Here is a 25,412-nt window from a genome sequence, read left to right as displayed (position 1 = left end):
TGCGCGCGGCTCAGGCCGCTCGCATCGCCTGTCCTGCGGCGTCGCGTACCGTGTCGAGCGAGGCCCGCAGCGGGTACGACGTCATCGGATTCGAAACGGGCGTGACGCGCTGGTCAGGCCTCGATGTCCGGGTGTCGGCTTCGTCGGGCGATGCGTCCGTCGAGAGCGCCAGCTCGCGTTCGCGCGCCGACAGCGTGGCGGCGTCGAGCTGCAATGCCTGTGCGTACTTGCGCGCGGCCTCGCGCAGAGCGCCTTTGTGTTCCAGCGCGCGGCCCCATTCCGCATAGGACGGCGCGAGATCGGGCCGCAACGCGACGGCGCGCGAGAGCTTTTCGATTGCTTCGTCGTAGTGGCCGGTCTTGACGAGCGCCTCGGCCCAGTCGTGCAGCGTGTCGACGGATTCCGGGTTCATCTCGGCGGCCCGTCTGAATGCGTCGAGCGCTTCGCGGTCGTGCCGGTTCGTATGCAACAGCACATCGCCGAGCAGCCGCAGGTTTTCAGCGGTGCGCGACGTTTCGTTCGCGCCGGTCCGCAGTTCCTCGAGCGCATCGTCGATGCGGTTCTGCTGTTCGAGCGCGATGCCGAGACTCGCGCGCAGCACGGCCGAGTCTTTGTACTGGGTCAATGCTTCGCGGATCTGCTGCTCGGCTTCTTTCGAGCGCTGCTGACTGTCGAGCAACCACGCCTTGCCCGCGACCGCCCATTGGGCCTGTTCGGACGAGGGCAGCGCGAGGACTTCGTCGTAGATTCCGACGATCTCGCGATAGTCGCATTGCGCGAGCGAACATTTGGTCTTCTGCACCTGGGTGAACAGATGACTGGCGAGGATGTTGGGTTCGGCGAGGCGCATCGCCGTGGTTGCGATGTCGTGCACGAACTTTTCGAGGTCGCGCCCTTCGAACGGCACCGTGCTTTCGCGGCCGTTGAACGGGCCGTGTTCTATCTGCACATGTGCGACATACGAATCCGCGCTGTTGTTCGTCTTCGTGATGCCGACGTGCACGGCGACATCTTCGCGCTGGAGCAGGCCTTTGATGAAGCGCACCGTCGTCGCATACGACATCTCCTGACCCGGGATCTGGATGTCCTGCTGCGCGTCGTTGCTGGTCATCGTGTCGTGCGGAATCGATTCGGCGTCTCGCCCGATCTCCTTCATCGCCGACATGATCCGCTCGGCGACAAAGTTCGATGTGTAGCCGCGCTCGGTCAACGCTTGCGGCGTCTCCACCGGCGGCACCAGCAATTGACGCGTGAGCACGCCGCGCGCGACGAGGCAGATCGAACCGATCGTCAGCAAGATGACCAGCCACGGCAACACATATGGCCAGAGCCGCTTCGGCCCGCGGCCGATCACACTGGCGGTATGCAAGCCGAACAGCACGAATCCGCTGGAATGACGACGATGGCGGCGATTCGCGGCGTTGGCGCGTATGACCGTACCGCTGAACCCGTTCATCGACCGACGTTGACCCTGTGCACTCGACATGACCCACCTCGCTTCGATCGGCGACCGATGTTGGCGACCGCCCGACTTGCGCGGTGGGTACGCATCGAACGTGCCATGCCGCACGGGACGGGCTAGCAGGCCGCTGTTGGCTTGCGGTGAGGGGATTGAAAGCAGGAAGTGTTGCGGCCCGGCCAACGTATCGGGAAAAACAGTTCGCCGGCGGAAGACAGAATGCGGGCTGGCAAATAAAAATGCCGCTCAGTCCGGAAGACTGAGCGGCATCGGTGAAGCGAACTACTGTTTGAGGACTTGCGCTGCGGCGGCTTAAACCGAACTCGGCCGCCACTTCAACAATCGATGCTCCACCGCTGTCAACAGGTAGTCGGCGGCAAGCGCGACCACCGCCAGCACGATCATCGCCGCGAACACGCCGCTCGCATTGAACGCGCCCTGCGCGGTGGAGATCAGCAAACCGATACCCTGCTTCGAGCCGAGAAATTCGCCGACCACCGCGCCGACCAGCGCGAAGCCGAAGCTCACGTGCAGGCTCGCGAGAATCCAGCTCAGTGCCGACGGAATCACGACCGAGGTCGTCACCTGGCGGCGCGACGCGCCGAGGATCTGCGCATTCGCGATCATGTAGCGGTCCGCTTCGCGCACGCCCTGGAACGCGTTGGCGAACACCACGAAGAACACCATCACGACCGCGAGCGCGACTTTCGATGCCATGCCGAGCCCGAGCGCGATCACGAACACCGAGCCGAGCACGACACGCGGAATCGAGTTGGCGATCTTGATGTAGAGGCTGAACACGTCGGAGAGCAGCTTGTTGCGGCCGAGCACGATGCCGCAGACGATGCCCGCGACCGAACCGATGATGAAGCCGAGGCCTGTCTCTTCGAGCGTGACCCACACCTGCGTGAGCAGCGGACCTTGCGACGTGCCGTTCACGAACCAGTCGACGATCTGTTCGAAGATCGCGCTCGGCATCGAGAAGAAGAACGGGTCGATCCACTTCAGGCGCGCGGACAGTTCCCAGCCGCCGAGCACGACCACGAGCACCAGAATGCGCAGCGAAACCACCAGAACCTGGCGCTGGCGGATCTTCTTCTGCGCGATACGCTCGACGTGAGCGAGCGACGCGGCGTCGATGCCCGAGGGCATCATCTGTTGAGAGGGTGTAGACATGTTTGCCGTTCCTTGATTAACCGATCTGCACTTCTTCGCGCAGGTCATGCCAGATATCGCGCGAAATTTCGATGAAACGTGAGTCGTAGCGGATCTCCGACGTGACACGCGGTCGCGGCAGATCGATTTCGTAGACTTTCTTCAGCGTGGCGGGGCGCGCGGTCAGCACGAACACGCGGTCGGCGAGCGCAATCGCTTCCTCGAGGTCGTGCGTGACGAACACGACCGAGCCGACGCCGCCCCACAATTGCAGCAGCTCGTCCTGCATCAACGTGCGCGTCTGCATGTCGAGCGCCGAGAACGGCTCGTCCATCAGCAGGATTTCCGGCTTGTTGATGAAGGTCTGCGCAAGCGCGACGCGCTTGCGCATGCCGCCGGACAGTTGATGCGGATAGTGCTTGCCGAACTTGTCGAGGCCCACGCGGCGCAGCCATTCGTTTGCTTCGTCGTAGGCGGCCGATTTCGAACGGCCGCGATAGAGCGGACCCGCCGCGACATTGTCGAGCACCGAGCGCCACGGAAACACCGCATCGGCCTGGAACACGAAGCCGATGCGCGGATCGATGCCGTCCACTGGCGCGCCCATCACGCGCACTTCGCCGGTGGTCGGCTTCAGCAAGCCGGTGATCATGCTGAGCGTGGTGGACTTGCCGCAGCCGGTCGGGCCGACCACCGCGACGAATTCGCCGCGTGCCACCGACATGCTGAAGTCGCGCAGCGCGATCGTGGCCTTGCCGTCCGGGGAAATGAAACGGCACGACACGTTGCGCATTTCGATCGCTGGCGTCTCGCGTGACATAGTTTGATTCATCGGCGGGTGCCTCGCAGTTCTGTGAATATGAAAGAAGCGTTACTTAGACGCGGTCTTGACCGGCGCCGACAGGAAGTCGTTGGTGTAGGTCTTGGCGAGGTCGATATGCTTGCCCTTCACCGACGGATTGAATGCGGACAGCACCTTCAGCACCGTGTCCGGGCCGTCGGCGGGCATCTTGCCGTCCTTCGTGAACATCGGCAGCGACGCCTTCAGGGCGCCCACGTACAGGTCCTTGTTGTTGCCGTAGTAGTCCTTCGGCATCTGCGCGGCGATGTCCTCGGCGCTATGCGTCGCGATGAAGTTCAGCGTCTTCGCGAACGCGTGCGACAGCTTCGCCGCGTCGTCCTTGTGCGATTCGGCCCACGCGCGCTGCACGTAGAAGCTCGACGCGGGGTAGGTGCCGCCGAGCGCGGCGCGCGTGCCTTCCACGGTGCGCATATCGACCAGCACCTTCGCGTCGCCGGTCTTCAGCAGTTGCGAGACGGTCGGCTCCGTGGTCATGCCGGCGTCGATGCGGCTTTGCTTGATGGCGGCGATGAAGCTGTTGTCCGCGCCGACCGGCAACATCGTGTATTGCGTCGACGCCACACCGGCGCGCTGCGCGAGGTACTGCGTGAGGAAGCTCGTCGACGAACCGAGGCCGGTCACGCCGAGCGTCTTGCCTTTGACGTCGGCCATGCTCTTCAGCGAATCGGCCGCCTTCGTCGAGACCATTTCGACTTCGCCCGGGACCTGGCCGAAGACGACGAGCGCCTGCACTTCCTTGCCCTTGCTTTGCAGGTCGATCGTGTGATCGTAGAAGCCGACCACGCCTTGCACCGCGCCCGCGAGCAGTTCGTTCTCCGCATCGACACCGGCCGGCTGCGACAGGATTTCGACGTCGAGGCCTTCGTCCTTGAAGTAGCCGAGCTGCTCGGTGAGCTTGGCCGGCAGATAGATGATCTTGGTGGCGCCGCCGACCATGATCGTGATCTTGTCGGCGTGAGCGGCGGCCGAAGCGGCGGCAAGGGCGAAAGCAACTCCTGACACAACGGCAAGCTGGCGCAAGGTACGCATGAAGCAGTCTCCTTAGGTGGGTCGCCGCGATCGAGGCGCGGCGCTTTCTGGGTGAATGGCAGCGATTATAGAAACGCGAAACCTTCTGCCAGCTTTCGGGGTTTGGCGCAAAACATGGGTGTTAACCCGACGATGCGCCGACGACGCGCCACACTCCACGCGCGCAGCCCCCTTGTTTTAAGGCACAATCGACGACCTGACTTTTGCCGTACCTGCCATGAAGCTGCTGCTGATCGAAGACAACCCCACGCTTGCGCACTGGCTCGCGAAGATGCTGGAGCAAGAAGCCTTCGCGCTCGACGCCGTGCAGGACGGCGACGAAGCCGACCGCCTGCTGCGCACCAATCACTACGACGTGATCCTGCTCGACCTGAACCTGCCGAAGCTGTCGGGCAAGAACGTGCTGCGCCGGCTGCGTCAGCGCGGCGACGCGACGCCGGTGCTGATCCTGACCGCGAGCGGCTCGATCGACGAGAAGGTGGAACTGCTCGGCGCCGGCGCCGACGACTACCTGGTGAAGCCGTTCGAAGTGCGTGAGCTGATCGCGCGCATCAAGGTGGCGATCCGGCGGCAGTCGCCGTCCAAAGCGAGCGAGGTGGTGTGCGGCGACCTGTCGTTCGACATCGACACACGCCAGTTCACGCTGAAAGGCGCGCCGCTGAACGTGACGCCGCGCGAGCGTTCGGTGCTCGAAGCGCTGATCCTGCGCCTCGGCAAGACGGTGACGAAGCCCGCGCTGGTCGATGCGATCTTCACGCTCGCGGACGAGCCGAGCGAAGACGCGGTCGAGATCTACATTTCGCGTTTGCGCAAGAAGCTCGATGGCAGCTCGGCCGCGATCGTCACGCTGCGCGGGCTCGGCTATCTGCTGCGCAAGCGGGAAGACGACCAGTAACGATGTCCAATAGCCTGCGCATCCGTCTGCTGTGGTGGCTGCTCGTGCCGCTCGCGCTCTACGTGTTCGTGACCGGTAAGACCGAGTACGACAACGCGCGGCACACCGCGAATCTGGTGCAGGACAACCAGCTGGTCGCGTCGGCGCGGATGATCGCGGGCGAGGTCGAATGGAGCGACGGTTTTCTGCGGGTCGATGTGCCGCCCGCCGCCCTCGAGATTTTCGCGTCGCCATATCGCGACCAGGTGTTCTACAGCGTGCGTGTCGACGATGGGCGGCTGCTCGCGGGTACGCCTGATTTCCCGCCGCGTCCGCTGCGCGCGCCCGACGTGCCGGATTCGTACTACACCGAGTTGCACGGCCAGCAGGTGCGCGCGGTCGACATCGTGCGGTTCATGTACGACAACGGCGCGACGCGCCCCGTGCGCGTGACGGTCGGCAAGACCGTGCGCTCGCGCGACGCGATGACTCAACAACTGTGGCGGCCGCAACTCGTGCGCCAGCTCGAAATGATCGCGCTGGCGGTCGCACTCGTTTGCATCGGGCTCACGTTCGAGTTGCGCCCATTGATGAAGGTGAAAGACGAGGTAGCCGACCGCGATCCGATGCAGCTCGAGCCGATCCGCGTCGAGCGTCTGCATTCGGAACTGCGGCCTATCGTCGATGCGATCAATCAGTGCATCGCGCGGCTCGGCGTGCAGGTGGCGGCGCAGCGGCGCTTCATCGCGGATGCCGCGCATCAGTTGCGCACGCCGCTCACGCTGCTCGGCACGCAACTGCAGTTCGCGCGGCAGCAGGAAGGCCTGAATCCCGCGCTCGACGAAGCGCTTGCCGCGATGCATCGAAGCAATCGTTCGATGGTCGGTCTCACCAACAAGCTGCTGCTGCTCGCGCAGGCCGAGGCCGCCGACAACTCGCAACTCGCGATGGAACGCGTCGATCTGGTACCCCTCGCAATGGAAGTCGTCGAAGATCTCGGGCTGCTCGCGCAGGCGCGTGAAATCGATCTGGGCGCGGAATTGCACGGCGCGGCGCCGGTGCTCGGACATCGCGGCATGTTGCAGGCGCTGATCGCGAATCTCGCCGAGAACGCGATTCGCTATACGGGCAGTGGTGGCCACGTGACGGTCGCCGTGAGCGCGGATACCGAGGCCAATACGGTGACGGTCAGCGTGACCGACAACGGCCCCGGCATTCCGGCCGAGGCGCGCAGCCGCGTGTTCGAGCCGTTCTTTCGCGCGTCGACGGATACGGAAGGCACGGGCCTCGGTCTGGCGATCGTGCGCGAAATCGCGGACGCGCATCACGGCGAGATCGTGCTGAAGGCGGGCGAGGGCGGCAAGGGCGTGGATATCGCGGTGACGTTTCCGCGCGCGACGCCGAAGTGATCGGGACAAACCCGAGGTTCGCGCAACAAATACAGCACTGAAAGCATCGGGAAGGGTTCGGCCCTTCAGAATCACGGGCAGGCGACCCGCGCGGCGCCTGGAGCAAGATAACGGAGACACCCGCAAATGAAGCTTTCCCCGACGCGTCTTTCGCGCGCGGCCTATGCCGTCGTGGCGGCGTCGCTCGCATGGTGCGCGCTCGCGAGCGTGGCGACACCTGCGCAAGCGGCCGAGCCGGAGAAACTCGCGATCATGGTGGGCGGCACCAACAAGCTCATCTATCTGCCGGCGCGTCTTGCCGAACAGCTCGGCTATTTCAAGGCGGAAGGGCTCGACGTCGAACTGCTGTCGCAGCCGACTGGAATAGAGGGCGAGAATGAAATGCTCGCCGGCGCGGTGCAGGGCGTGGTCGGCTTTTACGATCACACGATCGATCTGCAGACACGCGGCAAGGAAGTGAAGACGATCGTCGTGTTCAGCCAGGTGCCGGGCGAAGTGCAACTGGTCGCGGCGAAGTCGGCCGCTTCGATCCGCAGTATGGCGGACGTGCGCGGCAAGACGCTCGGCGTCACCGGGCTCGGTTCCTCGACGAGTTTTCTGACGCAATACCTCGCACAGCGCGCGGGCGTGCCGTCCACGCAATACACGCTGCTGCCGGTCGGCGCGGACAGCAGTTTCATCGCGGCGATGCGGGAAGGACGCATTCACGCGGGTATGACGACCGAGCCGACCGTCACTCAGCTATTGAAGGCGGGCGACGCCAAAGTACTCGTCGATATGCGCAACGTCGACGGCACGCGCGCCGCGCTCGGCGGCATGTATCCGGCGTCGAGCCTCTACGTGCAAAGCACGTGGCTCGACGCGCATCACGACGAAGCCGCGAAACTCGCGCGCGCATTCGTCAGGACACTGCGCTATATGCATACCCACAGCGCGGAACAGATCGCCGCGCGGATGCCAAAAGAAGACATCGGCAACGACAAGGCACTGTATATCAGCGCGTTGCAGGCTTCGCTGCCGATGTACACCGTCGACGGCAAGATGCCCGCCGACGGTCCGCAGACGGTGCTGAAGGTACTGTCGAGTTTCAATCCGGCGGTGAAGGGGCGGTATATCGATCTGTCGCGCACCTTCACCAACCAGTTCGTCTCTGACGTGAAGCCTTGAAAGCGGGCTGACCGCGTGGGTCGCATCGAGCACAAGAGGATCGGCACATCGTGTTTTCAGGCAGTTTGCGCGGACGCTTGTTGTGGTGGCTGCTGTTGCCGCTGGCGGCATTCGTCTCCATTTCAGTCGTCATTTCATACCGGTTCGCGCAGAACACCGCGGACCTGGTGCAAGACAATGCGCTGCTGTCGTCGATGCGGATCATCGGCGAGGATATCGACTGGGACAACGGTTCGGTGTCGATCCAGATTCCGCCGGCCGCGCTGGAACTCTTCGAATCGCCGGAACAGGACTCGGTTTTCTATCGCGTCGAGGCGAGCGGCCATCGTCTGCTCGCGGGCATCCCCGAGTTGCCGCTGCCGCCGCATGTGAGCGACAAGCCCGCGCTTTATTCCACCCGTTTCGCCGACGGCCGCGCGGCGCGCGCGGTCGCCTACGCGCGGCAGCTTTACGACTCGGGACACACCGAGGAAGTGATCGTCGCCGTCGCGAAGACGGAGGGCTCGCGCGACGCGATGGTGTGGCGTCTGCTGCGGCCGCAATTGTCCGGCGAAGTTCTGACGCTGGTGCTGGCGATGGTGTTCGTCTACCTCGGCCTGACCTTCGAACTGCTGCCGCTGATGAAGGTGAAGGACGACGTTGCCGATCGCAATGCGTCGCAGCTCGAACCGATTCGCGTCGCGCGTCTGCACGTCGAGCTGAGGCCGATCGTCGAGGCGATCAACCAGTGCATCGCGCGAATGGGCCAGCAGGCCGCGACGCAGCGTCAATTCATCTCCGATGCAGCGCATCAGTTGCGCACGCCGCTCGCGCTGCTGGCCGCGCAGATCCAGTTCGCGCGGCAACGCGATAGCCGCGACGCTCCGCTCGACGAAGCGCTCGCGGGCATGCACAAGAGCAGCCGCAAGCTGACCACGCTGACCAACAAGCTGTTGCTGCTCGCGCAGGCCGAGTCGGCTGCGCCGCTGAACGTGCCGGAGCGGATCGATCTGAGCGCGTTGATCGCGGGCGTGCTCGAGGAACTGATCGCGTTTGCGCAGTCGCGAGAGATCGATCTGGGCGCGGAGCTGGAAGACGGCCTGTACGTGACCGGTGACGAAGCATTGACCGCGGCCCTCGTGACCAATCTGGTCGACAACGCGCTGCGCTATACGCAGGCGGGCGGGCGCGTCACGGTGCAGACGCAGCGACGCGACGGCATGGCGATCGTGCGCGTAATCGACAACGGACCCGGCATCAAGGCCGATGCGCGCGAGCGCGTGTTCGAGCGCTTCTATCGTGCGTCGAGCCATACGGAAGGGACGGGTCTCGGCTTGCCGATCGTGCGCGAGATTGCGCATCGCCAGGGCGGCAGCGTGACGCTCGAATCGAACGCAGGCGGCGCGGGCCTCGTTGCGACGGTCGAGATGCGCTTATGGCTCGGCGCAACCTGACGTCGCGCGACTCACCAATGAGAGGACAACGATGAAACTGCTGCTCGTGGAAGACGACGCGGACCTCGCGCGCTGGGTGATGAACCTGATGCAAGTCGAGCAATTCGCGATCGACTGGGCGCAAAACGGCGAATGCGCGGAGACGCTGCTCGGTCTGCAATGCTATGACGCGGTGCTGCTCGATCTGCGCCTACCTGGCATGAGCGGCAAGGAGGTGCTCGCGAGGTTGCGCCGCAAGCGCGACAACGTGCCGGTGCTGATGCTGACCGCGAATGGCTCGACCGACGACAAGGTGGCCTGCTTTTCGGCCGGTGCGGACGACTATGTGGTCAAGCCCTTCGATGCGCGCGAACTGGTGGCGCGCATCAAGGCGCTGATTCGCCGTCAGGCCGCGGGAGACAGAGGGCAGTCGACCGAATGCGGCAATCTGCGTTATCTGTTCGATTCCCGCGAATTCGTGCTGCGGGACCAACGCCTGTCGTTGCGCCGCCGCGAACACGCGATCCTCGAAGCGTTGATACTGAAGCAGGGCAAGACCGTCTCCAAAGCCACGCTGATGGACAAGATCTTCACGCTCGACGAAGAGCCGAGCGCCGACGCGATCGATATCTATATTCACCGGCTGCGCAAGCACCTCGCGGCATCGACCGCGAAGATCATGACCTTGCGCGGACTCGGCTATATCTTGCGCGAAGAAGAACCGCACGAGGCATTTGCGTCTGCCTGAGATGACCGCACGATAGGAGCGCGTTTGCACGCGGTTCCGAGGTGCCAGCTGACGATTTTGATAAGGTTTCGCGAGCGGCCTCACGAGTTGCGCTCGCGCCCCGTACGCGTGTTACCCGCTCCGCTCTTCGCGCTGCTCTGCGCCGCGAGTTCCTCGACCATCTCACGCGCAGCCGTCTGCAACTCGGGCACATAGCGCCGCTTCGCTTCCGCAAGCGACACCGCGCGCGACAGAAACACCACGTTCAAGCTCGCGAGCACTCGTTCCTCGAACACGATCGCGACGGCGACCGCGCCGATCTTCCCCTGGTCCGCCCAGTCGCCGTGATTCGAACCGAACCCATCCGCGCGCACGCGTCTCACGAGACTGTGGATCAACGCGTCGTTCGACGCGAGCGCCTTCTGCTCCTCGCCGCCCGCGCCCGCGCGCAGCAGATCGAGAATGTCCTCGCGCTCTTCATCGGGGCACATCGCGAAGTACGCGCGGCCCGCCGCGGTCAGCAGCATCGGCAAACGGCGGCCGACCATCGCGCGATGAAACGACAGCGTACTGAAGCGGTGCGTGGTCTCGCGGATGATCATCGCGTCGCCGTCGGGCGTGGTCAGATCGGACGGCCACGCAACACGTTGCAGCAGACGCCCCATGACCGGCGGCGCGATGGTCGCGATGCGTTCGTCGTCCGTGAAGCCTTCGCTCAGCGCGCGCACTTTCAGCGTGAGCCGGAAGCTGTCGTCCGACGCGCTGCGCCGCACGAAGCCTTCTTCCATCAACGTCTCCAGAAGCCGCCGCGCGGTGGTGCGATGCAGGCCGGTCAGCTCGCTGATCTGCTGGCTCGTCGCGCGGCCGCTGTCCATCGAGTTGAGTGCTTGCAGCACCTGCAAGCCGCGCGACAGACCTCGCACATTCGTGTATTTGGTCACTTAAAAACCTCAATTAAATCAGCTATGTGCATTCTATGCACATTTTCCAGATTTTGTTGAGCGGGCAGGTGGCCGGTCCTAGACTGCCAACAAATCAACGATTTCATGGAGACGCGAGCGGTTGCCCGCAGGCGATTTTCGCCGTGGCCAGCGCTGGTTCCCGCCGCCGCGCTCCGTGAATAGCTCGACCCGGTCACTCCGGTCGACATACGGAGACAACATGCCCCAACCGCTCGACCCGGTGGCCGCGCAAGGCCACAGCGGAGCCGTCACCACCGACGTCGCGATCATCGGCGCCGGCCCGGTCGGTTTGATGATCGCCAACTATCTCGGCCTGCAGGGCGTACGCGTCGTGCTGATCGAAAAGCTCGAGAAGATCATCGACTATCCGCGCGCAATTGGCCTCGACGACGAAGCACTGCGCGTGTTCCAGTCCGTCGGCCTCGCCGATGCGTTGCTGCCGCACACGACTCCCGATCACTGGATGCGCTTCGTCACCCGCAACGGTCACTGCTTCGCATCGATCGAACCGCGCACCGACGAATTCGGCTGGTCGCGCCGCAACGCGTTCATTCAGCCGCTGGCCGATCGCGTGCTGTACGACGGCCTGCAACGCTTCCCGCACGTCGAGGTGCTGTTCGGCCACACCGTCAACTCGTTCACGCAGGACGGCGGCGGCGTCACGATCGAAGCGGAACACGCGCAGAGCGGCCGCCGCACGATCCGCGCGTCGTACATGGTCGGCGCGGACGGCGGCAACAGCTTCGTGCGCCGCACGCTCGACGTGCCGTTTGAGGGCCGCACGAAACCGAATCAGTGGATCGTCGTCGATGTGCGCAACGACCCGATCGGCTCGCCGCACGTGTACATGCACTGCGATCCACGACGCCCGTATGTGTCGGCCGCGCTGCCGCACGGCATTCGCCGCTTCGAATTCATGGTGATGCCCGGTGAGACCGAGGAAGAGCTGTCGAAGCCGGAGAACATGGCCGCGCTGATCCGCAAGGTCGTCGCCGAGCCGGACAAGGTCGACTACATCCGCAAGCGCGTCTATACGCACAACGCGCGCCTTGCGAGCAGCTTTCGCGTGAACCGCGTGCTGCTCGCCGGCGACGCCGCGCACATCATGCCGGTATGGCAGGGCCAGGGCTACAACAGCGGCATTCGCGACGCTAGCAACCTCGGCTGGAAACTCGCGATGGTGGTCAAGGGAGTCGCCGGCGATGCGCTGCTCGATACCTATACCGCCGAGCGCCGTTCGCATGCGCGCTCGATGATCCACCTCTCCGAAGTGGCGGGCGACATTTTCGCGCCGACGAGCCGCTTCGGCATCAAGTTCCGCGACGCGTTCGTGCGTACGTTCAACTGGTTTCCGGCGGTCAAGCGCTACTTCGTCGAAATGCGTTTCAAGCCGATGCCGCGCTATGAAAGCGGCGTCGTGTTGCTCGCGCACACGCCGCGCAAGCGTGGCTGGCTCGCGCGCGTGCTCGAACGCTCGGGCCATTCCGCGCCGGGCCGCCTGCTCGGTCTGATGAGCGAGAAGCGCGAGTCGCGGCTCGGCCGTCTCGTGTATGGACGCGACCCGCATTGTCATTCGCCGGTCGGCCGCATGTTCATTCAGCCGCGCGTGCGTACGGCGAGCGGCGAGATCGTGCGACTCGACGATGTGCTCGGCAACCGCTTCGCGATCGTCGGCTGGGGCGCGGAACCGACCTTCGGTTTGTCGGAGGAAGCGCGCGCGATCTGGCAGCGGCTCGGCGGCTGCTTCGTGGTCGCGAAGCCGGATACGCAACTGTCTTTTCATGGCGACGTGCCCGAAGACGTGATCGCGATCGGCGATGTGAACACGCGGCTGAAGGACTGGTTCACGCGAGTGCCGGAGTCGGTCGTGCTGTTGCGTCCGGATCGGTTCGTCGCGGGCATGGGCTCGCCGCAGCAGGTGTCGCAACTGGTCGTCGAACTCGCGCGGAAGCTGCAACTCGACGCGGCAACGCGTGCGGATGTGGCGAATGCCGGCAACGGAGCGGCGTTCGCGCGCGACGCCGTTGCCACTCTCGCAACCGCTGCAACCGCCGGAGCCTGATATGCCGATGCTGCTCGAATGCCTATCGCACACGCCGTTGCACGGCTATTACGATCCCGCGCCCGAAGTCGTCGCCGAAGTCGAGCGTGTGCATGCGGCGGCGCGTGCGCGCGTCGTCGAGTTCGATCCCCAACTGGTCGTCGTGTTCGCGCCCGATCATTACAACGGTTTCTTCTATGACGTGATGCCGCCGTTCTGCATCGGCGCATCGGCGAGCGCGATCGGCGACTTCAAGAGCCTCGCGGGTCCGCTGAACGTGCCCGCCGATACGGCGCTCGAACTGGTCGAAGCGGTGCTCGCGAGCGACGTCGACGTCGCGGTCTCCTACCGCATGCAGGTCGATCACGGTTGCGCGCAAGCGCTGGAGATTCTCACCGGCGGACTCGATCGATATCCGGTCGTGCCGGTGTTCATCAATTCGGTGGCCGCGCCGATGGCTTCATGCCGCCGCGCGCGTCTGCTCGGCGATGCGTTGGGCCGCGCGCTCGCACGCTCGAATCAGCGCGTGCTCGTGATCGGCTCGGGCGGCATCTCGCATGAGCCGCCGGTGCCGGAACTCGCGGGCGCGAGCGAGGAAGTCGCCGAGCGTCTGATCGCGGGCCGCAATCCGTCGGCCGAGTCGCGCGCGGCGCGGCAGGCACGCACGATTGCGGCGGCGCGCGCGTTCACGGCGGGCGACAGCCATCTGCATCCGCTCAATCCCGAATGGGATCGGGCGTTCCTGAAGCTGCTCGAAGACGGCGAGCTCACCGCGCTCGACGGCCTGACCAACAACGCAATCACGCGCGATGGCGGCAAGTCCGCGCACGAAATCCGCACGTGGATCGCCGCGTTCGGCGCGCTGAACGCGAGCGGCCCGTATCGCGCGTCGCTCGATTACTACCGTCCGATCCCCGAATGGATCGCGGGCTTCGGCGCGATGCACGCGCGACCCGTGACTGCCCACGTTTAACCGAATCTGGAATCCGCTATGAACACTCAAAGCAACATCGACGCGTTGGCCCTGCGCCTGCGCGAATCGGAACGTACGCGCGTGACCATCGCGCCGCTGCGCGACGACGCGCGTTTCGTCGAACTGCCGAACCCGGCCGACGCCGAGCAGCTCGCGTACGCGGTGCAGCAGGCCAACGTGGCCGCGCGCGTCGCGGCGGGCGAGCGCATCGTCGGCCGGAAGATCGGACTCACGTCGCCGGCGGTGCAGCGTCAACTCGGTGTCGATCAACCTGACTTCGGCGCGCTGTTCGCATCGATGGCGTATGGCGACAGCCAGCCGATTCCGCTCGGCGAGCTGATCCAGCCGAAGGTCGAGGCGGAGATCGCGCTCGTGCTCGAACACGATCTGCTGCACGAGCGCCACACGTATGCCGATCTGATGCGCGCAACCGCGTATGCGGTCGCGGCGATCGAAGTGGTGGACAGTCGCATCGAGGGCTGGAACATCCGCTTCGTCGATACGGTCGCGGACAACGCGTCGAGCGCGCGCTTCGTGCTCGGCAGCCGCCCGGTGCTGCTGCGCGATGTCGATCTCGCGGCCTGCGCGATGACGCTGTCGAACGATGCCGAAGTCCTGTCGCGCGGCAATGGCGCCGCGTGTCTCGGCAATCCGCTGAATGCCGCTGCCTGGCTCGCGGATCGGATGGTCCGGCTCGGCACGCCGCTGCGTGCCGGCGACGTGCTGATGACCGGCGCTTTGGGCCCGATGGTCGCGGTCGGGCAGCCGGGCACCTTCAGCGCGCAGATCGACGGTCTCGGCAGCGTCCGCGCGACCTTTTCCGCATAAAGCAAGCACTCGCAAGCACTCGATTGGGAACTCATATGGCAAGCGAAAAGCTCAAGGCCGCGATCATCGGCTCGGGCAATATCGGCACGGATCTGATGATCAAGATCCTGCGTCACGGCAAGCATCTCGAAGTCGCGGCGATGGTCGGCATCGATCCGAACTCGGACGGCCTCGCGCGCGCCGCGCGGCTTGGCGTCGCGACCACGCATGAAGGCGTCGAAGGTCTGACGCGTCTGCCCGTGTTCAATGACATCGACTTCGTGTTCGACGCGACCTCGGCCGGCGCACACGTGAAGAACGACGCGCTATTGCGAAAGCTGAAACCTTCGATTCGCGTGATCGATCTGACGCCGGCCGCGATCGGGCCGTACTGCGTGCCGGTCGTCAATCTCGACGCGCATATCGGCGCGCCCAACGTGAACATGGTGACCTGCGGCGGACAAGCGACCATTCCGATGGTCGCGGCCGTGTCGCGCGTCGCTAAGGTGCATTACGCGGAGATCGTCGCGTCGATCAGCAGCAAGTCGGCCGGTCCCGGCACGCGCGCGAATATCGATGAATTCACCGAGACCACGTCGAAGGCGATCGAAGCGGTCGGCGGCGCGGCGAAAGGCAAGGCGATCATCGTGCTCAATCCGGCCGAGCCGCCGGTGATGATGCGCGATACCGTCTATACGCTGTCGGACCTCGCAGATCGCGCGAAGGTCGAGGCTTCGATCGAGCAGATGGCCGCCGCGGTGCAGGCGTACGTGCCCGGCTATCGCCTGAAGCAGAAGGTGCAGTTCGACGAAATTCCCGCTAACGCGCCACTCAACATTCCGGGCCTCGGCCGCTTCAGCGGCCTGAAGACGTCGGTCTTCATCGAGGTCGAAGGCGCCGCGCACTACCTTCCCGCCTATGCCGGCAATCTCGACATCATGACTTCGGCCGCGCTCGCGACCGCCGAGCGCATGGCGCAGGCGCTCGTGCAGGCATCAGAGGCATAAGAGGCTTAAGGAGACTTCCCGCATGGACAAGAAACTGTATATCTCCGACGTGACGCTGCGCGACGGCAGCCACGCCATCCGTCACCAGTACTCGATCCAGAACGTGCAGGACATCGCGCGCGCATTGGACCGCGCGAAAGTGGACAGCATCGAAGTCGCGCACGGCGACGGCCTGCAAGGTTCGAGCTTCAACTACGGCTTCGGCGCGCATAGCGACCTCGAATGGATCGAAGCGGTCGCGGATGTCGTCGAGCACGCGCAGATCGCGACGCTGCTGCTGCCCGGCATCGGCACGATTCACGACCTGAAGGCTGCGTACAACGCGGGCGCGCGCGTGGTGCGCGTGGCGACCCACTGCACGGAAGCGGACATTTCGAAGCAGCACATCGAATACGCGCGCGAACTCGGCATGGACACCGTCGGCTTCCTGATGATGAGCCACATGACTACGCCGGAGAACCTCGCCATCGAAGCGAAGAAGATGGAGAGCTACGGCGCGACCTGCATTTACGTGGTCGATTCGGGCGGCGCGCTGACGATGAACGATGTGCGCGACCGCTTCCGCGCGGTGAAGGCCGTGCTGAAACCCGAAACGCAGACGGGCATGCACGCGCACCACAACCTGTCGCTCGGCGTGGCGAATTCGATCGTCGCGGTCGAAGAAGGCTGCGATCGCATCGATGCATCGCTCGCGGGCATGGGCGCGGGCGCGGGCAACGCGCCGCTCGAAGTGTTCATCGCGGCAGCGGAGCGCATGGGCTGGAATCACGGCACCGACCTCTACACGCTGATGGACGCCGCCGACGACATCGTGCGTCCGCTGCAGGACCGGCCGGTGCGCGTGGACCGCGAAACGCTCGCGCTCGGCTATGCGGGCGTGTATTCGAGCTTCCTGCGTCATTCGGAAGTGGCCGCGAAGAAATACGGCCTGAAGACCGTCGACATTCTGGTCGAGCTGGGCAAGCGCCGCATGGTCGGCGGCCAGGAAGACATGATCGTCGATGTCGCACTGGATCTGAAGCGCGGATCCTACGCAGTGGCCTCATGACCCAGACGCTGCGCGGCGGCGCCGCATGCCGCGCGCGCAGCGTTCATTTCATCCAGCAAGGTCGCCGCAAGAGCGACGCTGATTCAACATTGGAGACATTCATGCGGCAGTCAATACAAGCAACCCAAACAACGCAGTCGACGAAACCTCTTGCCAGCGGCGCGCTGACGATCGGGCTCTGCCTGATCGTCGCGCTGCTCGAAGGCGTCGACCTGCAATCGACCGGCCTCGCTGCACCGCGCATGGCGCGCGAATTTCATCTCGCGGTCGCGCAGCTGGGCTGGGCGTTCAGCATCGGCGCATTCGGGCTGCTGCCCGGAGCCGCGATCGGCGGACGTCTCGCCGACCGGCTCGGGCGCAAGCGCGTGCTGATGTGGTCGGTCGCGCTGTTCGGCCTCTTCTCGCTCGCGACCGCGCAGGTATGGGATCTGAACAGCCTGCTCGCCGCGCGCTTTCTGACCGGCCTCGGTCTTGGTGCGGCGATGCCGAATCTGATCGCGCTGTGCTCGGAAGCGGCGCCGCCGCATCAGCGCAACACCGCGGTCGGCGCGATGTATTGCGGCATGCCGTTCGGCGCGGCGCTTGCGGCGGTGGTGGGCATCGTCAGCCCGGGCGATGAGAGCTGGCGGCATATCTTCTACGTCGGCGGGTTCGGGCCATTGCTGGTGCTGCCGCTGCTTGCGCTGTTCATGCGCGAGTCGGCGCAGTTCGTCGCGGCGCGTGCAACCACGGGCGCGCGGCACGATGCAGCCGCGAGCGTGACGCGCGCGCTGTGGCAGGAAGGGCGCGCGGGCACGACGATCGCGTTGTGGATCAGCTACCTCGGCACGCTGATCGTGCTGTATTTCCTGATCAACTGGCTGCCGTCGCTGGTTTTGACGCGCGGTCTGACGCGCGTGCAGTCGGGTGTCGTGCAGATGATGTTCAACATCGGCGGCGGCATCGGCGCGATCGTGATCGCCGGCATGATGGACCGGATGGGCCGGCGCCGCACGGTCGCGGGCATGTATGTCGGCATCGTCGTTGCGCTTGGCGCGTTGCTGAGCGCGCATGGCGGCGCGTCGATGGCGTGGGGCGGTCTGCTCGCGGGGCTGTTCCTGGTCGGCGGCCAGTCGGTGCTGTATGCGCTGGCGAGCAGCCTGTACCCGACCGAAGTGCGTGGCACCGGCGTCGGCGCGGCCGTGGCGGTGGGCCGTCTCGGCTCGATCCTCGGACCGTTGATCGCGGGGCAACTTCTCGCAATCGGTCAGGGCGCGAGCGTGCTGCTCGGCGCGAGCATTCCGCTGATCGCGGTTGCCGCGATCGGCGCGTGGCTCGTCGTGAATCGCTCGACACTTCGATACACCGCGGTGGCCGCGCAGTAGTTTTGCGGCCTGAAATATGGAGCGGGTTCGCCGTCGGCGGCGGCCCGCAGTCACTCAACTCGTGAAACACAGGAATTCGACATGAGCAATACCAACACGCAAGCAGTGGCGATCAGTGAAGAAGCGACCAGCAAATTCGTCCGGATCACTGAAGATGGCCGCGAGGTGCAGCTGCACTACAACGACGTGGGGCAGGGCGCGGACACGGTCGTGATGCTGCACGGCTCGGGACCGGGTGCGACCGGCTGGGCCAACTTCAATCGCAACGTCGAGCCGCTCGTCGCGGCGGGCTATCGCGTGATCCTGATGGACTGCCTCGGGTGGGGCAAGAGCGACCCGATCGTCTGCAAGGGTTCGCGCGCGGAACTCAACGCGCGGTGCCTGAAGGCGTTGCTCGATGCGCTCGATATCGAGCGCGCGCATATCATCGGCAACTCGATGGGTGGGCATAGCGCGGTCGCGTTCGCGCTCGCTGAACCGCAGCGCGTCGGCAAGCTCGTGCTGATGGGCGGCGGCACCGGCGGCCCGAGCCCGTTCGTGCCGATGCCGACCGAAGGCATCAAGCTGCTGCAGGGGCTGTACCGCAACCCGACCATCGAAAACCTGCAGCGCATGATGAGCGTCTTCGTGTTCGACACGAAGGCGTTGACCGAGGACCTGATGCAGGCGCGTCTCGCGAATATGCTGGCACGGCGCGACCATCTCGAGAACTTCGTCGCGAGCCTCGCCGCGAATCCGAAACAGTTCAACGACTATGGGCCGCGCCTCGGCGAAGTGGCCGCGCCGACGCTCGTGATCTGGGGCCGCGACGATCGCTTCGTGCCGATGGACGTCGGGCTGCGGCTCGTCGCCGGGATGCCGAACGCCGATCTGCATGTGTTCGGCCGCTGCGGGCATTGGGCGCAGTGGGAGCATGCGGACAAGTTCAACCGGATGGTGGTTGAGTTCCTCGGACGCGAGGGGTAAGGCGGGTTGTTATTGCGAGCGACTGGCGCGCCGTTGCGGCGGCGGGCTGGTTGCTTCTTTTTGCCCATTTCCCGGCGATCTTACGGCTCCGCGTGTAGAGTCAATGTAGATACCCTCTCGGGTTCAGGAACGGAAACTCAGGGGGGCGCGCTGATGAACATGGTGCGCACTCTGGGCCTGGAGGCACGCGCCGCACGCAAAGTCGAGCGCGCTCCGGCCGAGGTGGTCGAGGACGATTCGACCTGAACCCGCGCGCGGCGAGTGACGCAACCACTCCGCTGCCAGCATCCGACTCGTACTGTTTCGCGTGCGAGCATCCCCGTCCGCGCCTCCCCCGCTTCCCCCGCTTCCCCCATCTAACCGTCGACTCCCGCACCACCGGATGCGGATCTGTCCACTCTGCTGTGGAGGCTCGCGCGCCGTCGGTCGACGAAGCCGGGAGGGGACGTCGTGGCGCGCGTAGCGCAGGCCTGGTTGGCTGGCGGCGGCTGAAGCGCGCGGGACTTGCGGCTCCTCAATGCGATCCATTCGCATTTAGCCAAAAATAATATGCCGCAAGTCATCTATAAGATATCTGTCTTAAGACCGGGGCAATCGGCCGCAAACCCTTGCCAGCCGGGGCTCGACCCTTTTCGGTAGGGTCTCGCGACCTGTTTGTTTACCCACATTTAGTGGAAAACGCGCATATACTCTCGGTCGTATCGCAAAACGAAGGTCGCGGGGTTGCGTCGTGCCGAACCGGCGCCGTCGCCATCGCGCCGCGATTTGGGCTGGCCTCGACTGCCAACGCTCTGTCTATCACTTCCTAGCAAAGCATTAATCATGTCCACACCGCCGAAGATCATCTACACCCTGACCGACGAAGCGCCCGCACTGGCGACGTACTCGCTGCTGCCGATCGTCAAGGCGTTCACGCGCTCGTCCGACGTGCTCGTCGAAACGCGTGACATCTCGCTCGCCGGCCGGATCATTGCCGCATTTCCCGACTACCTGAGCGCGGAACAGAAGGCTTCCGACGATCTGGCGGAGCTCGGTGGACTCACCACGCGCCCGGAAGCGAACATCATCAAGCTGCCGAACATCAGCGCGTCGGTGCCGCAGCTGAAGGCCGCGATCGCCGAGCTGCGCGACCAGGGCTACAAGCTGCCGTCGTACCCGGACGTCGCGACGACCGACGCCGAGAAGGACGTCAAGGCCCGTTACGACAAGATCAAGGGCAGCGCGGTGAACCCGGTGCTGCGCGAAGGCAACTCGGACCGCCGCGCGCCGCTGTCGGTCAAGAACTATGCGCGCAAGCATCCGCACAAGATGGGCGCGTGGAGCGCGGACTCGAAGTCGCACGTCTCGCACATGAGCGGTGGCGATTTCTACGGCAGCGAGAAGTCGGCGCTGATCGCGCAAGCCGGTAGCGTCAAGATCGAGCTGGCCGCCGCGGACGGCACGACCACGGTCCTGAAGGCGAAAACGCCGGTGCTGGCAGGCGAAATCATCGACGCGTCGGTGCTGAGCAAGAACGCGCTGCGCAGCTTCATCGAAGCGCAGATCGCCGACGCGAAGGCGAACGGCGTGCTGTTCTCGGTGCACCTGAAGGCCACGATGATGAAGGTCTCGGACCCGATCATCTTCGGCCACGTCGTGTCGGTGTTCTACAAGGACGTGCTCGCGAAGCACGCGGAAGCGCTCGCTAAGGTCGGCTTCAACCCGAACAACGGTATCGGCGACCTGTACGCACGTCTGAAGGATCTGCCGGCTGAAACGGCAGCGGCGATCGAAGCCGACATCAAGGCGCAGTACGAACAGCGTCCGCCGCTCGCGATGGTCAACTCGGATAAGGGCATCACGAGCCTGCACGTGCCGAGCGACGTGATCGTCGACGCCTCGATGCCGGCGATGATCCGCGAGTCGGGCAAGATGTGGGGCGCCGACGGCGCGCTGCACGACGCGAAGGCGGTGATTCCGGACCGTTGCTACGCCGGTGTGTACCAGGCTGTGATCGAAGACTGCAAGAAGCACGGCGCGTTCGATCCGGTCACGATGGGCACGGTGCCGAACGTCGGCCTGATGGCGCAAGCCGCAGAGGAATACGGTTCACACGACAAGACGTTCCAGATCCCGGCGAACGGCGTGGTCCGCGTGACCGACGAAGCCGGCGCGGTGCTGCTGGAGCAGCCGGTCGAGGAAGGCGACATCTTCCGTATGTGCCAGACCAAGGACGCGCCGATCCGCGACTGGGTCAAGCTCGCGGTGAACCGCGCCCGCGCAACCAACACGCCGGCCGTGTTCTGGCTCGACCCGGTGCGCGCGCACGATGCGCAGATCATCAAGAAGGTCGAACAGTACCTGAAGGATCACGACACCAACGGTCTCGACATCCGCGTGATGACGCCGGTCGACGCGACGAAGTTCTCGGTCGAGCGCATCCGCGCCGGCAAGGACACGATCTCGGTCACCGGCAACGTGCTGCGCGACTACCTGACCGACCTGTTCCCGATCATGGAACTGGGCACCAGCGCGAAGATGCTGTCGATCGTTCCGCTGATGGCCGGTGGCGGCATGTTCGAAACCGGCGCGGGCGGTTCGGCGCCGAAGCACGTGCAGCAGCTGGTCGAAGAAGGCTTCCTGCGCTGGGATTCGCTCGGTGAATTCCTGGCGCTGGCCGCATCGCTCGAACATCTGAGCACCGCGTATCACAACCCGAAGGCGCAGGTTCTCGCGAAGACGCTCGATCAGGCGACCGGCAAGTTCCTCGACAACGACAAGTCGCCGGCGCGCAAGGTCGGCGGCATCGACAATCGCGGCAGCCACTTCTACCTCGCGATGTACTGGGCCGAAGCACTGGCCGCGCAAACCGACGACGCGGCGCTGCAAGCGCAATTCGCGGGCGTCGCGAAGGCGATGGCCGACAACGAGGCGAAGATCGTCGCGGAACTCGGCGCGGCGCAGGGCAAGCCGGTCGATATCGGCGGCTACTACCGTCCGAACGTCGAGCTGACCAGCAAGGCGATGCGCCCGAGCGCGACGCTGAACGCGATCGTCGATTCGGTGGCTTGACGCCGTACGGGCCGCTGATGCGGTAAGCGTCGCGGCCGCAGCTACGCGGGCCCGAAAAGCCACGCGGTAAGCGCGCAGCGCAACCGCGCACAAAGCCGCAAACAGGACCGCAAATACGACAATGGCGCCTTCGGGCGCCATTGTCGTTTCTGCTTTCACTGCTACGTCGCCGTCGGTCATATCCGTCCTTATACGTGAACGATTTCCCAATCGGCGAGCTTCTCCGGAATTTCGAGTGTCGACGTGTCGAGCTCGGACAGATGCTCGCAGCTCAGGCCGCGCGCGAGGTCGTCGGCGGCCTGTTGCGGGCTCGAGAATTCTCCGAGCGTTTCGTTGCCGTAGGTGGCTTCCCAGCCGTCCTGACCCGGCAGAATGTAGAACGCTCCCTGCGTCGAACCAAAGCGAAAGCCTTTCATTTTTTGTCTCCCAGTTGCCAATAAAAAAGCCGCGATTCGTGACGGCTTCTGCGCAATCTCTGGGATTTGGGTGGCCATTTCGCGAGGCCCCTCGAATCCGACTGCGTGAAGCGCGTGCTCTTGTGAAAGAGTCTACGTCAGGGAGTCGGCTGGCAAGCGGGCGTCAAACCGTTCTTTATCTTAAAAATACTGCTGCAAAAACAATGGGTTGATCGTTTCATTTTGCGATGTGCAACGCCGCCGGACATCGTGAAATTCCCGGTTTGTGCCGCGCACCATGATTTTTTACGACGCGCGCCATCGTTTCGTATCGTGAAAATTAGGGCTCCGCGCGACGTACAAAACGATGCCATGCGGCCCTACGACGCGTCGATCCGTTCGATCAGCATCGCCACGAAGGTCTCGCTCACCGGCGGCAAGGTTCGGCCACGCTTTCTGATCAGCGCGATGCGGCGCGTGAACGCGGCTTCGTCGATCGGCCGCGCGACCAGTTCGGGCTCCGCGCGTACCTCGCGTGCCGACACCGGCAGGATCGTGATGCCGAGCCCGGCGCGCGCCATCGCGACCGCGCTCATCATGTAGGTCGGCTCGCAGGCGATGCGCGGCTCACATTGCGCGTCGGCGAACGCGCTGTCGACGACCGCACGCACGCTCGTGCCCTGCGCGGTCAGCACGAGCGGCTCGTTGGCGAGATCGGCGAGCGTGACGGGCCGGCGCCGCCGCGCGAGTGCGTGCTGCTTCGGCAACACGGCGACGAGCCGGTCGATGCCCTCATGCAGCACCTCGAGCCCGCTGTCGTTCAGCTCGCCGCCGGTCAGCCCGATATCGACTTCCTCGTTGCGCACCAGCGTGTTGACCATGCTCGCGACGACGTCGCGCACCTCGAAGCCGACGTGCGGCACGGCTTTTCTCAGCGCCTGCACCAGCTCGGGCAGCACGCTCGCCGCGAAGGTCGGCAGACAAGCGATGCGCACCGTGCCGCTCGCGCCTTCGCCGAGCGAGCGTGCATCGCGCAGCACGTGCTCCATGTCGTGCAGCGATTTCTGCAGCACGGGCAGCAGCTCGCGGCCGGTCGGCGTCAGCGCGACATTGCGGCTGTTGCGATCGAACAAGCGCAGGCCGACCGTTTCCTCGAGCCGGCGAATCTGCACCGTCAACGCCGGTTGCGACAGATGCAGCCGCGCGGCCGCGCGCGTGAAGCTGCCCGTTTGCGCGACCGCGATAAACGCCCGGATGTCCCGCAGATTCAGATCCATGATGACTTGTGATTGCTGCGATCAATTCATTTCAATTGTTTTATTGCTGCCGCGAACTTACGCTCGATCACACTAAAAAACAACCTGGAGACAAGCTCATGCTGCCATTGCTGGGGCTGGCTACCATCGTCGTGCTGCTCGGCGCGATCCTGTCCAAACGCATGTCGCCGCTCGTCGCGCTGATCGTCGTGCCGCTCGCGGCATCGCTGCTCGGCGGCTTCGGCCTGCAGACCAGCAAGTTCGTCGTCGATGGTCTGAAAAGCCTCGCGCCGGTCGTCTGCATGTTCGTATTCGCGATCCTGTACTTCGGCACGATCACCGACGCCGGCATGCTCGACCCGATCATCGAGCGTATCCTGCGCGCGGTCGGCACGCGGCCCACGCGCATCGTGATGGGCACCACGCTGCTCGCGCTGCTGATCCACCTCGACGGCTCCGGCGCCGTCTGCTTCCTCGTCACGATTCCCGCGATGCTGCCGCTTTACGATCGCCTGAAGATGGACCGGCGCGTGCTCGCCGCGGCGGTGTCGATGGCGGCCGGCATCAACTTCCTGCCGTGGACAGGGCCGATGATTCGGGCGTCTGCGTCGCTGCATCTGCCGATCTCGGCGCTATTCAATCCGCTGATTCCGGTGCAGGCGATCGGCCTCGTATTCGTGTTCTCGATGGCGTACTGGCTCGGGCGGCGCGAGGAAAAGCGCCTCGGCCTCACTGCCGCGAGCGGGTCCGTGCCGATGCCCCAACGCGAACTGACGCCAGAACAACAGGCGCTGCGCCGCCCGCAAAACTTCTGGTTCAACATCGTGTTGACGCTCGTCGTGCTGGGCACGATGGTCGTGATGGGCGAGAAGATTCCGCCGGCCGTTATGTTCATGGTGGGCCTGTGCATCGCGTTGATGGTCAACTATCCGAACGTCGACATGCAGCGCAAACGGATCGACGCGCATGCGCGCGCCGCGCTGATGATGGCCGGCATCTTGCTCGCGGCCGGCGTGTTCACCGGCGTGATGCAGGGCAGCGGCATGCTGAAGGCGATGGCGCAGGCGGCGGTCGGCTTCGTGCCGCCGGCGATGGCGAGCCATATTCCGATCGTGCTCGGCCTGCTGTCGATGCCACTCAGCATGCTGTTCGATCCCGATTCCTTTTATTTCGGCGTACTGCCGGTGATCGCGGAAGTGGCGGGCCAGCTCGGCGTGCCCGCAGTGCACGTCGGGCAGGCCGCGTTGCTCGGACAAATGACCACCGGTTTTCCGGTCAGCCCGCTCACGCCCGCGACGTTCCTCGTGGTCGGCCTGTGCGGTATCGAGCTGGCCGATCATCAAAGATTCACGTTTCCCCTGCTGTTCGGCGCGTCGGTCGTGATGACGATCGCGTGCGTCGCGCTCGGGATCTTTCCACTGTGAGCTTCATTGAACGGACGGGAGCAC

The 25,412-nt window shown here is 64.7% G+C and carries 21 protein-coding genes and 1 pseudogene; 15 read left to right on the top strand and 7 right to left on the bottom strand.

The features are described 5' to 3' along the window. Positions 1–10: 10 nt before the first annotated feature. The 4 genes from AB4Y34_RS34215 to AB4Y34_RS34200 form a co-directional block, all read right to left on the bottom strand. Entirely contained in the window at positions 11–1,486 is a 1,476-nt protein-coding gene (locus AB4Y34_RS34215; protein ID WP_368718556.1) for a tetratricopeptide repeat protein, read from the bottom strand. 285 nt (positions 1,487–1,771) lie between these two features. After that, positions 1,772–2,635, bottom strand: a complete 864-nt coding sequence (locus AB4Y34_RS34210; RefSeq protein ID WP_368718555.1) for an ABC transporter permease — start codon at positions 2,633–2,635, stop codon at positions 1,772–1,774. A gap of 16 nt (positions 2,636–2,651) precedes the next feature. Continuing rightward, entirely contained in the window at positions 2,652–3,446 is a 795-nt protein-coding gene (locus AB4Y34_RS34205; protein WP_176382860.1) for an ABC transporter ATP-binding protein, read from the bottom strand. 39 nt (positions 3,447–3,485) lie between these two features. Beyond that, the gene (locus AB4Y34_RS34200; protein WP_368718554.1) at positions 3,486–4,505 is read right to left on the bottom strand and encodes an ABC transporter substrate-binding protein; all 1,020 of its coding nucleotides are present in this window, start codon (positions 4,503–4,505) and stop codon (positions 3,486–3,488) included. Between the two features lie 217 nt (positions 4,506–4,722). Between AB4Y34_RS34200 and AB4Y34_RS34195 the strand changes: the two genes are divergently transcribed. From AB4Y34_RS34195 to AB4Y34_RS34175, 5 genes are all read left to right on the top strand, one after another. Further along, complete coding sequence (locus AB4Y34_RS34195) at positions 4,723–5,400, top strand: response regulator (RefSeq protein ID WP_013092490.1); 678 nt, start codon at positions 4,723–4,725, stop codon at positions 5,398–5,400. Between the two features lie 2 nt (positions 5,401–5,402). Beyond that, positions 5,403–6,788 (top strand): sensor histidine kinase, encoded by a 1,386-nt coding sequence (locus AB4Y34_RS34190; RefSeq protein ID WP_176125845.1) that lies wholly within the window; start codon positions 5,403–5,405, stop codon positions 6,786–6,788. Between the two features lie 126 nt (positions 6,789–6,914). Further along, on the top strand, positions 6,915–7,955 hold the full coding sequence (locus tag AB4Y34_RS34185; RefSeq protein WP_368718553.1) for an ABC transporter substrate-binding protein: 1,041 nt from the start codon (positions 6,915–6,917) through the stop codon (positions 7,953–7,955). 50 nt (positions 7,956–8,005) lie between these two features. Next, entirely contained in the window at positions 8,006–9,388 is a 1,383-nt protein-coding gene (locus AB4Y34_RS34180; protein WP_368718552.1) for a sensor histidine kinase, read from the top strand. Positions 9,389–9,419: 31 nt separating this feature from the next. Continuing rightward, complete coding sequence (locus AB4Y34_RS34175) at positions 9,420–10,115, top strand: response regulator transcription factor (protein ID WP_176382854.1); 696 nt, start codon at positions 9,420–9,422, stop codon at positions 10,113–10,115. An 80-nt stretch (positions 10,116–10,195) separates the two neighbouring features. Here the strand turns inward: AB4Y34_RS34175 and AB4Y34_RS34170 are convergent, their stop codons facing one another. Then, positions 10,196–11,035, bottom strand: coding sequence for a DNA-binding transcriptional regulator (locus AB4Y34_RS34170; protein WP_368718551.1), 840 nt, complete (start codon positions 11,033–11,035; stop codon positions 10,196–10,198). 220 nt (positions 11,036–11,255) lie between these two features. On the opposite strand from AB4Y34_RS34170, the gene AB4Y34_RS34165 reads away from it, so the two are divergent. The 9 genes and pseudogenes from AB4Y34_RS34165 to AB4Y34_RS34125 all read left to right on the top strand — a co-directional run bounded on the left by AB4Y34_RS34165 (position 11,256) and on the right by AB4Y34_RS34125 (position 22,313). Then, the gene (locus AB4Y34_RS34165; RefSeq protein ID WP_368718550.1) at positions 11,256–13,118 is read left to right on the top strand and encodes a bifunctional 3-(3-hydroxy-phenyl)propionate/3-hydroxycinnamic acid hydroxylase; all 1,863 of its coding nucleotides are present in this window, start codon (positions 11,256–11,258) and stop codon (positions 13,116–13,118) included. A 1-nt stretch (position 13,119) separates the two neighbouring features. After that, positions 13,120–14,070 carry a 3-carboxyethylcatechol 2,3-dioxygenase gene (locus AB4Y34_RS34160; RefSeq protein WP_368718549.1) on the top strand — a complete coding sequence of 317 codons (951 nt, stop codon included), beginning with the start codon at positions 13,120–13,122 and terminating at the stop codon, positions 14,068–14,070. 18 nt (positions 14,071–14,088) lie between these two features. Beyond that, positions 14,089–14,898 (top strand): 2-keto-4-pentenoate hydratase, encoded by an 810-nt coding sequence (locus AB4Y34_RS34155; RefSeq protein WP_176382848.1) that lies wholly within the window; start codon positions 14,089–14,091, stop codon positions 14,896–14,898. 35 nt (positions 14,899–14,933) lie between these two features. Further along, entirely contained in the window at positions 14,934–15,884 is a 951-nt protein-coding gene (locus AB4Y34_RS34150) for an acetaldehyde dehydrogenase (acetylating) (protein WP_368718548.1), read from the top strand. 22 nt (positions 15,885–15,906) lie between these two features. Continuing rightward, entirely contained in the window at positions 15,907–16,932 is a 1,026-nt protein-coding gene (gene dmpG / locus AB4Y34_RS34145) for a 4-hydroxy-2-oxovalerate aldolase (protein WP_368718547.1), read from the top strand. A 101-nt stretch (positions 16,933–17,033) separates the two neighbouring features. Further along, the gene (gene mhpT / locus AB4Y34_RS34140) at positions 17,034–18,296 is read left to right on the top strand and encodes a 3-(3-hydroxy-phenyl)propionate transporter MhpT (protein WP_368718569.1); all 1,263 of its coding nucleotides are present in this window, start codon (positions 17,034–17,036) and stop codon (positions 18,294–18,296) included. 81 nt (positions 18,297–18,377) lie between these two features. Next, positions 18,378–19,262: an alpha/beta fold hydrolase gene (locus AB4Y34_RS34135; protein WP_176385675.1), complete on the top strand. Its 885-nt coding sequence runs from the start codon at positions 18,378–18,380 to the stop codon at positions 19,260–19,262. A 114-nt stretch (positions 19,263–19,376) separates the two neighbouring features. Continuing rightward, positions 19,377–19,508 (top strand): annotated as a pseudogene (locus AB4Y34_RS34130) (type II toxin-antitoxin system ChpB family toxin); the annotation flags it as partial. Between the two features lie 576 nt (positions 19,509–20,084). After that, positions 20,085–22,313, top strand: coding sequence for an NADP-dependent isocitrate dehydrogenase (locus AB4Y34_RS34125; protein WP_176366273.1), 2,229 nt, complete (start codon positions 20,085–20,087; stop codon positions 22,311–22,313). Positions 22,314–22,501: 188 nt separating this feature from the next. Here the strand turns inward: AB4Y34_RS34125 and AB4Y34_RS34120 are convergent, their stop codons facing one another. Both AB4Y34_RS34120 and AB4Y34_RS34115 read right to left on the bottom strand, forming a co-directional pair. Continuing rightward, positions 22,502–22,729: a hypothetical protein gene (locus tag AB4Y34_RS34120; protein ID WP_013092475.1), complete on the bottom strand. Its 228-nt coding sequence runs from the start codon at positions 22,727–22,729 to the stop codon at positions 22,502–22,504. A gap of 359 nt (positions 22,730–23,088) precedes the next feature. Then, positions 23,089–23,985 carry a LysR family transcriptional regulator gene (locus AB4Y34_RS34115; protein WP_368718546.1) on the bottom strand — a complete coding sequence of 299 codons (897 nt, stop codon included), beginning with the start codon at positions 23,983–23,985 and terminating at the stop codon, positions 23,089–23,091. 98 nt (positions 23,986–24,083) lie between these two features. On the opposite strand from AB4Y34_RS34115, the gene AB4Y34_RS34110 reads away from it, so the two are divergent. Beyond that, entirely contained in the window at positions 24,084–25,388 is a 1,305-nt protein-coding gene (locus tag AB4Y34_RS34110; protein WP_176385681.1) for a CitMHS family transporter, read from the top strand. Positions 25,389–25,412: the final 24 nt, after the last annotated feature.

Origin of the sequence: Paraburkholderia sp. BR10954 (genome assembly GCF_040965775.1) — a bacterium.
GTDB lineage: Bacteria > Pseudomonadota > Gammaproteobacteria > Burkholderiales > Burkholderiaceae > Paraburkholderia > Paraburkholderia youngii.
The sequence above is the reverse complement of the archived record's forward strand: the minus strand, read 5'-3'. Positions and strand labels throughout refer to the sequence as shown.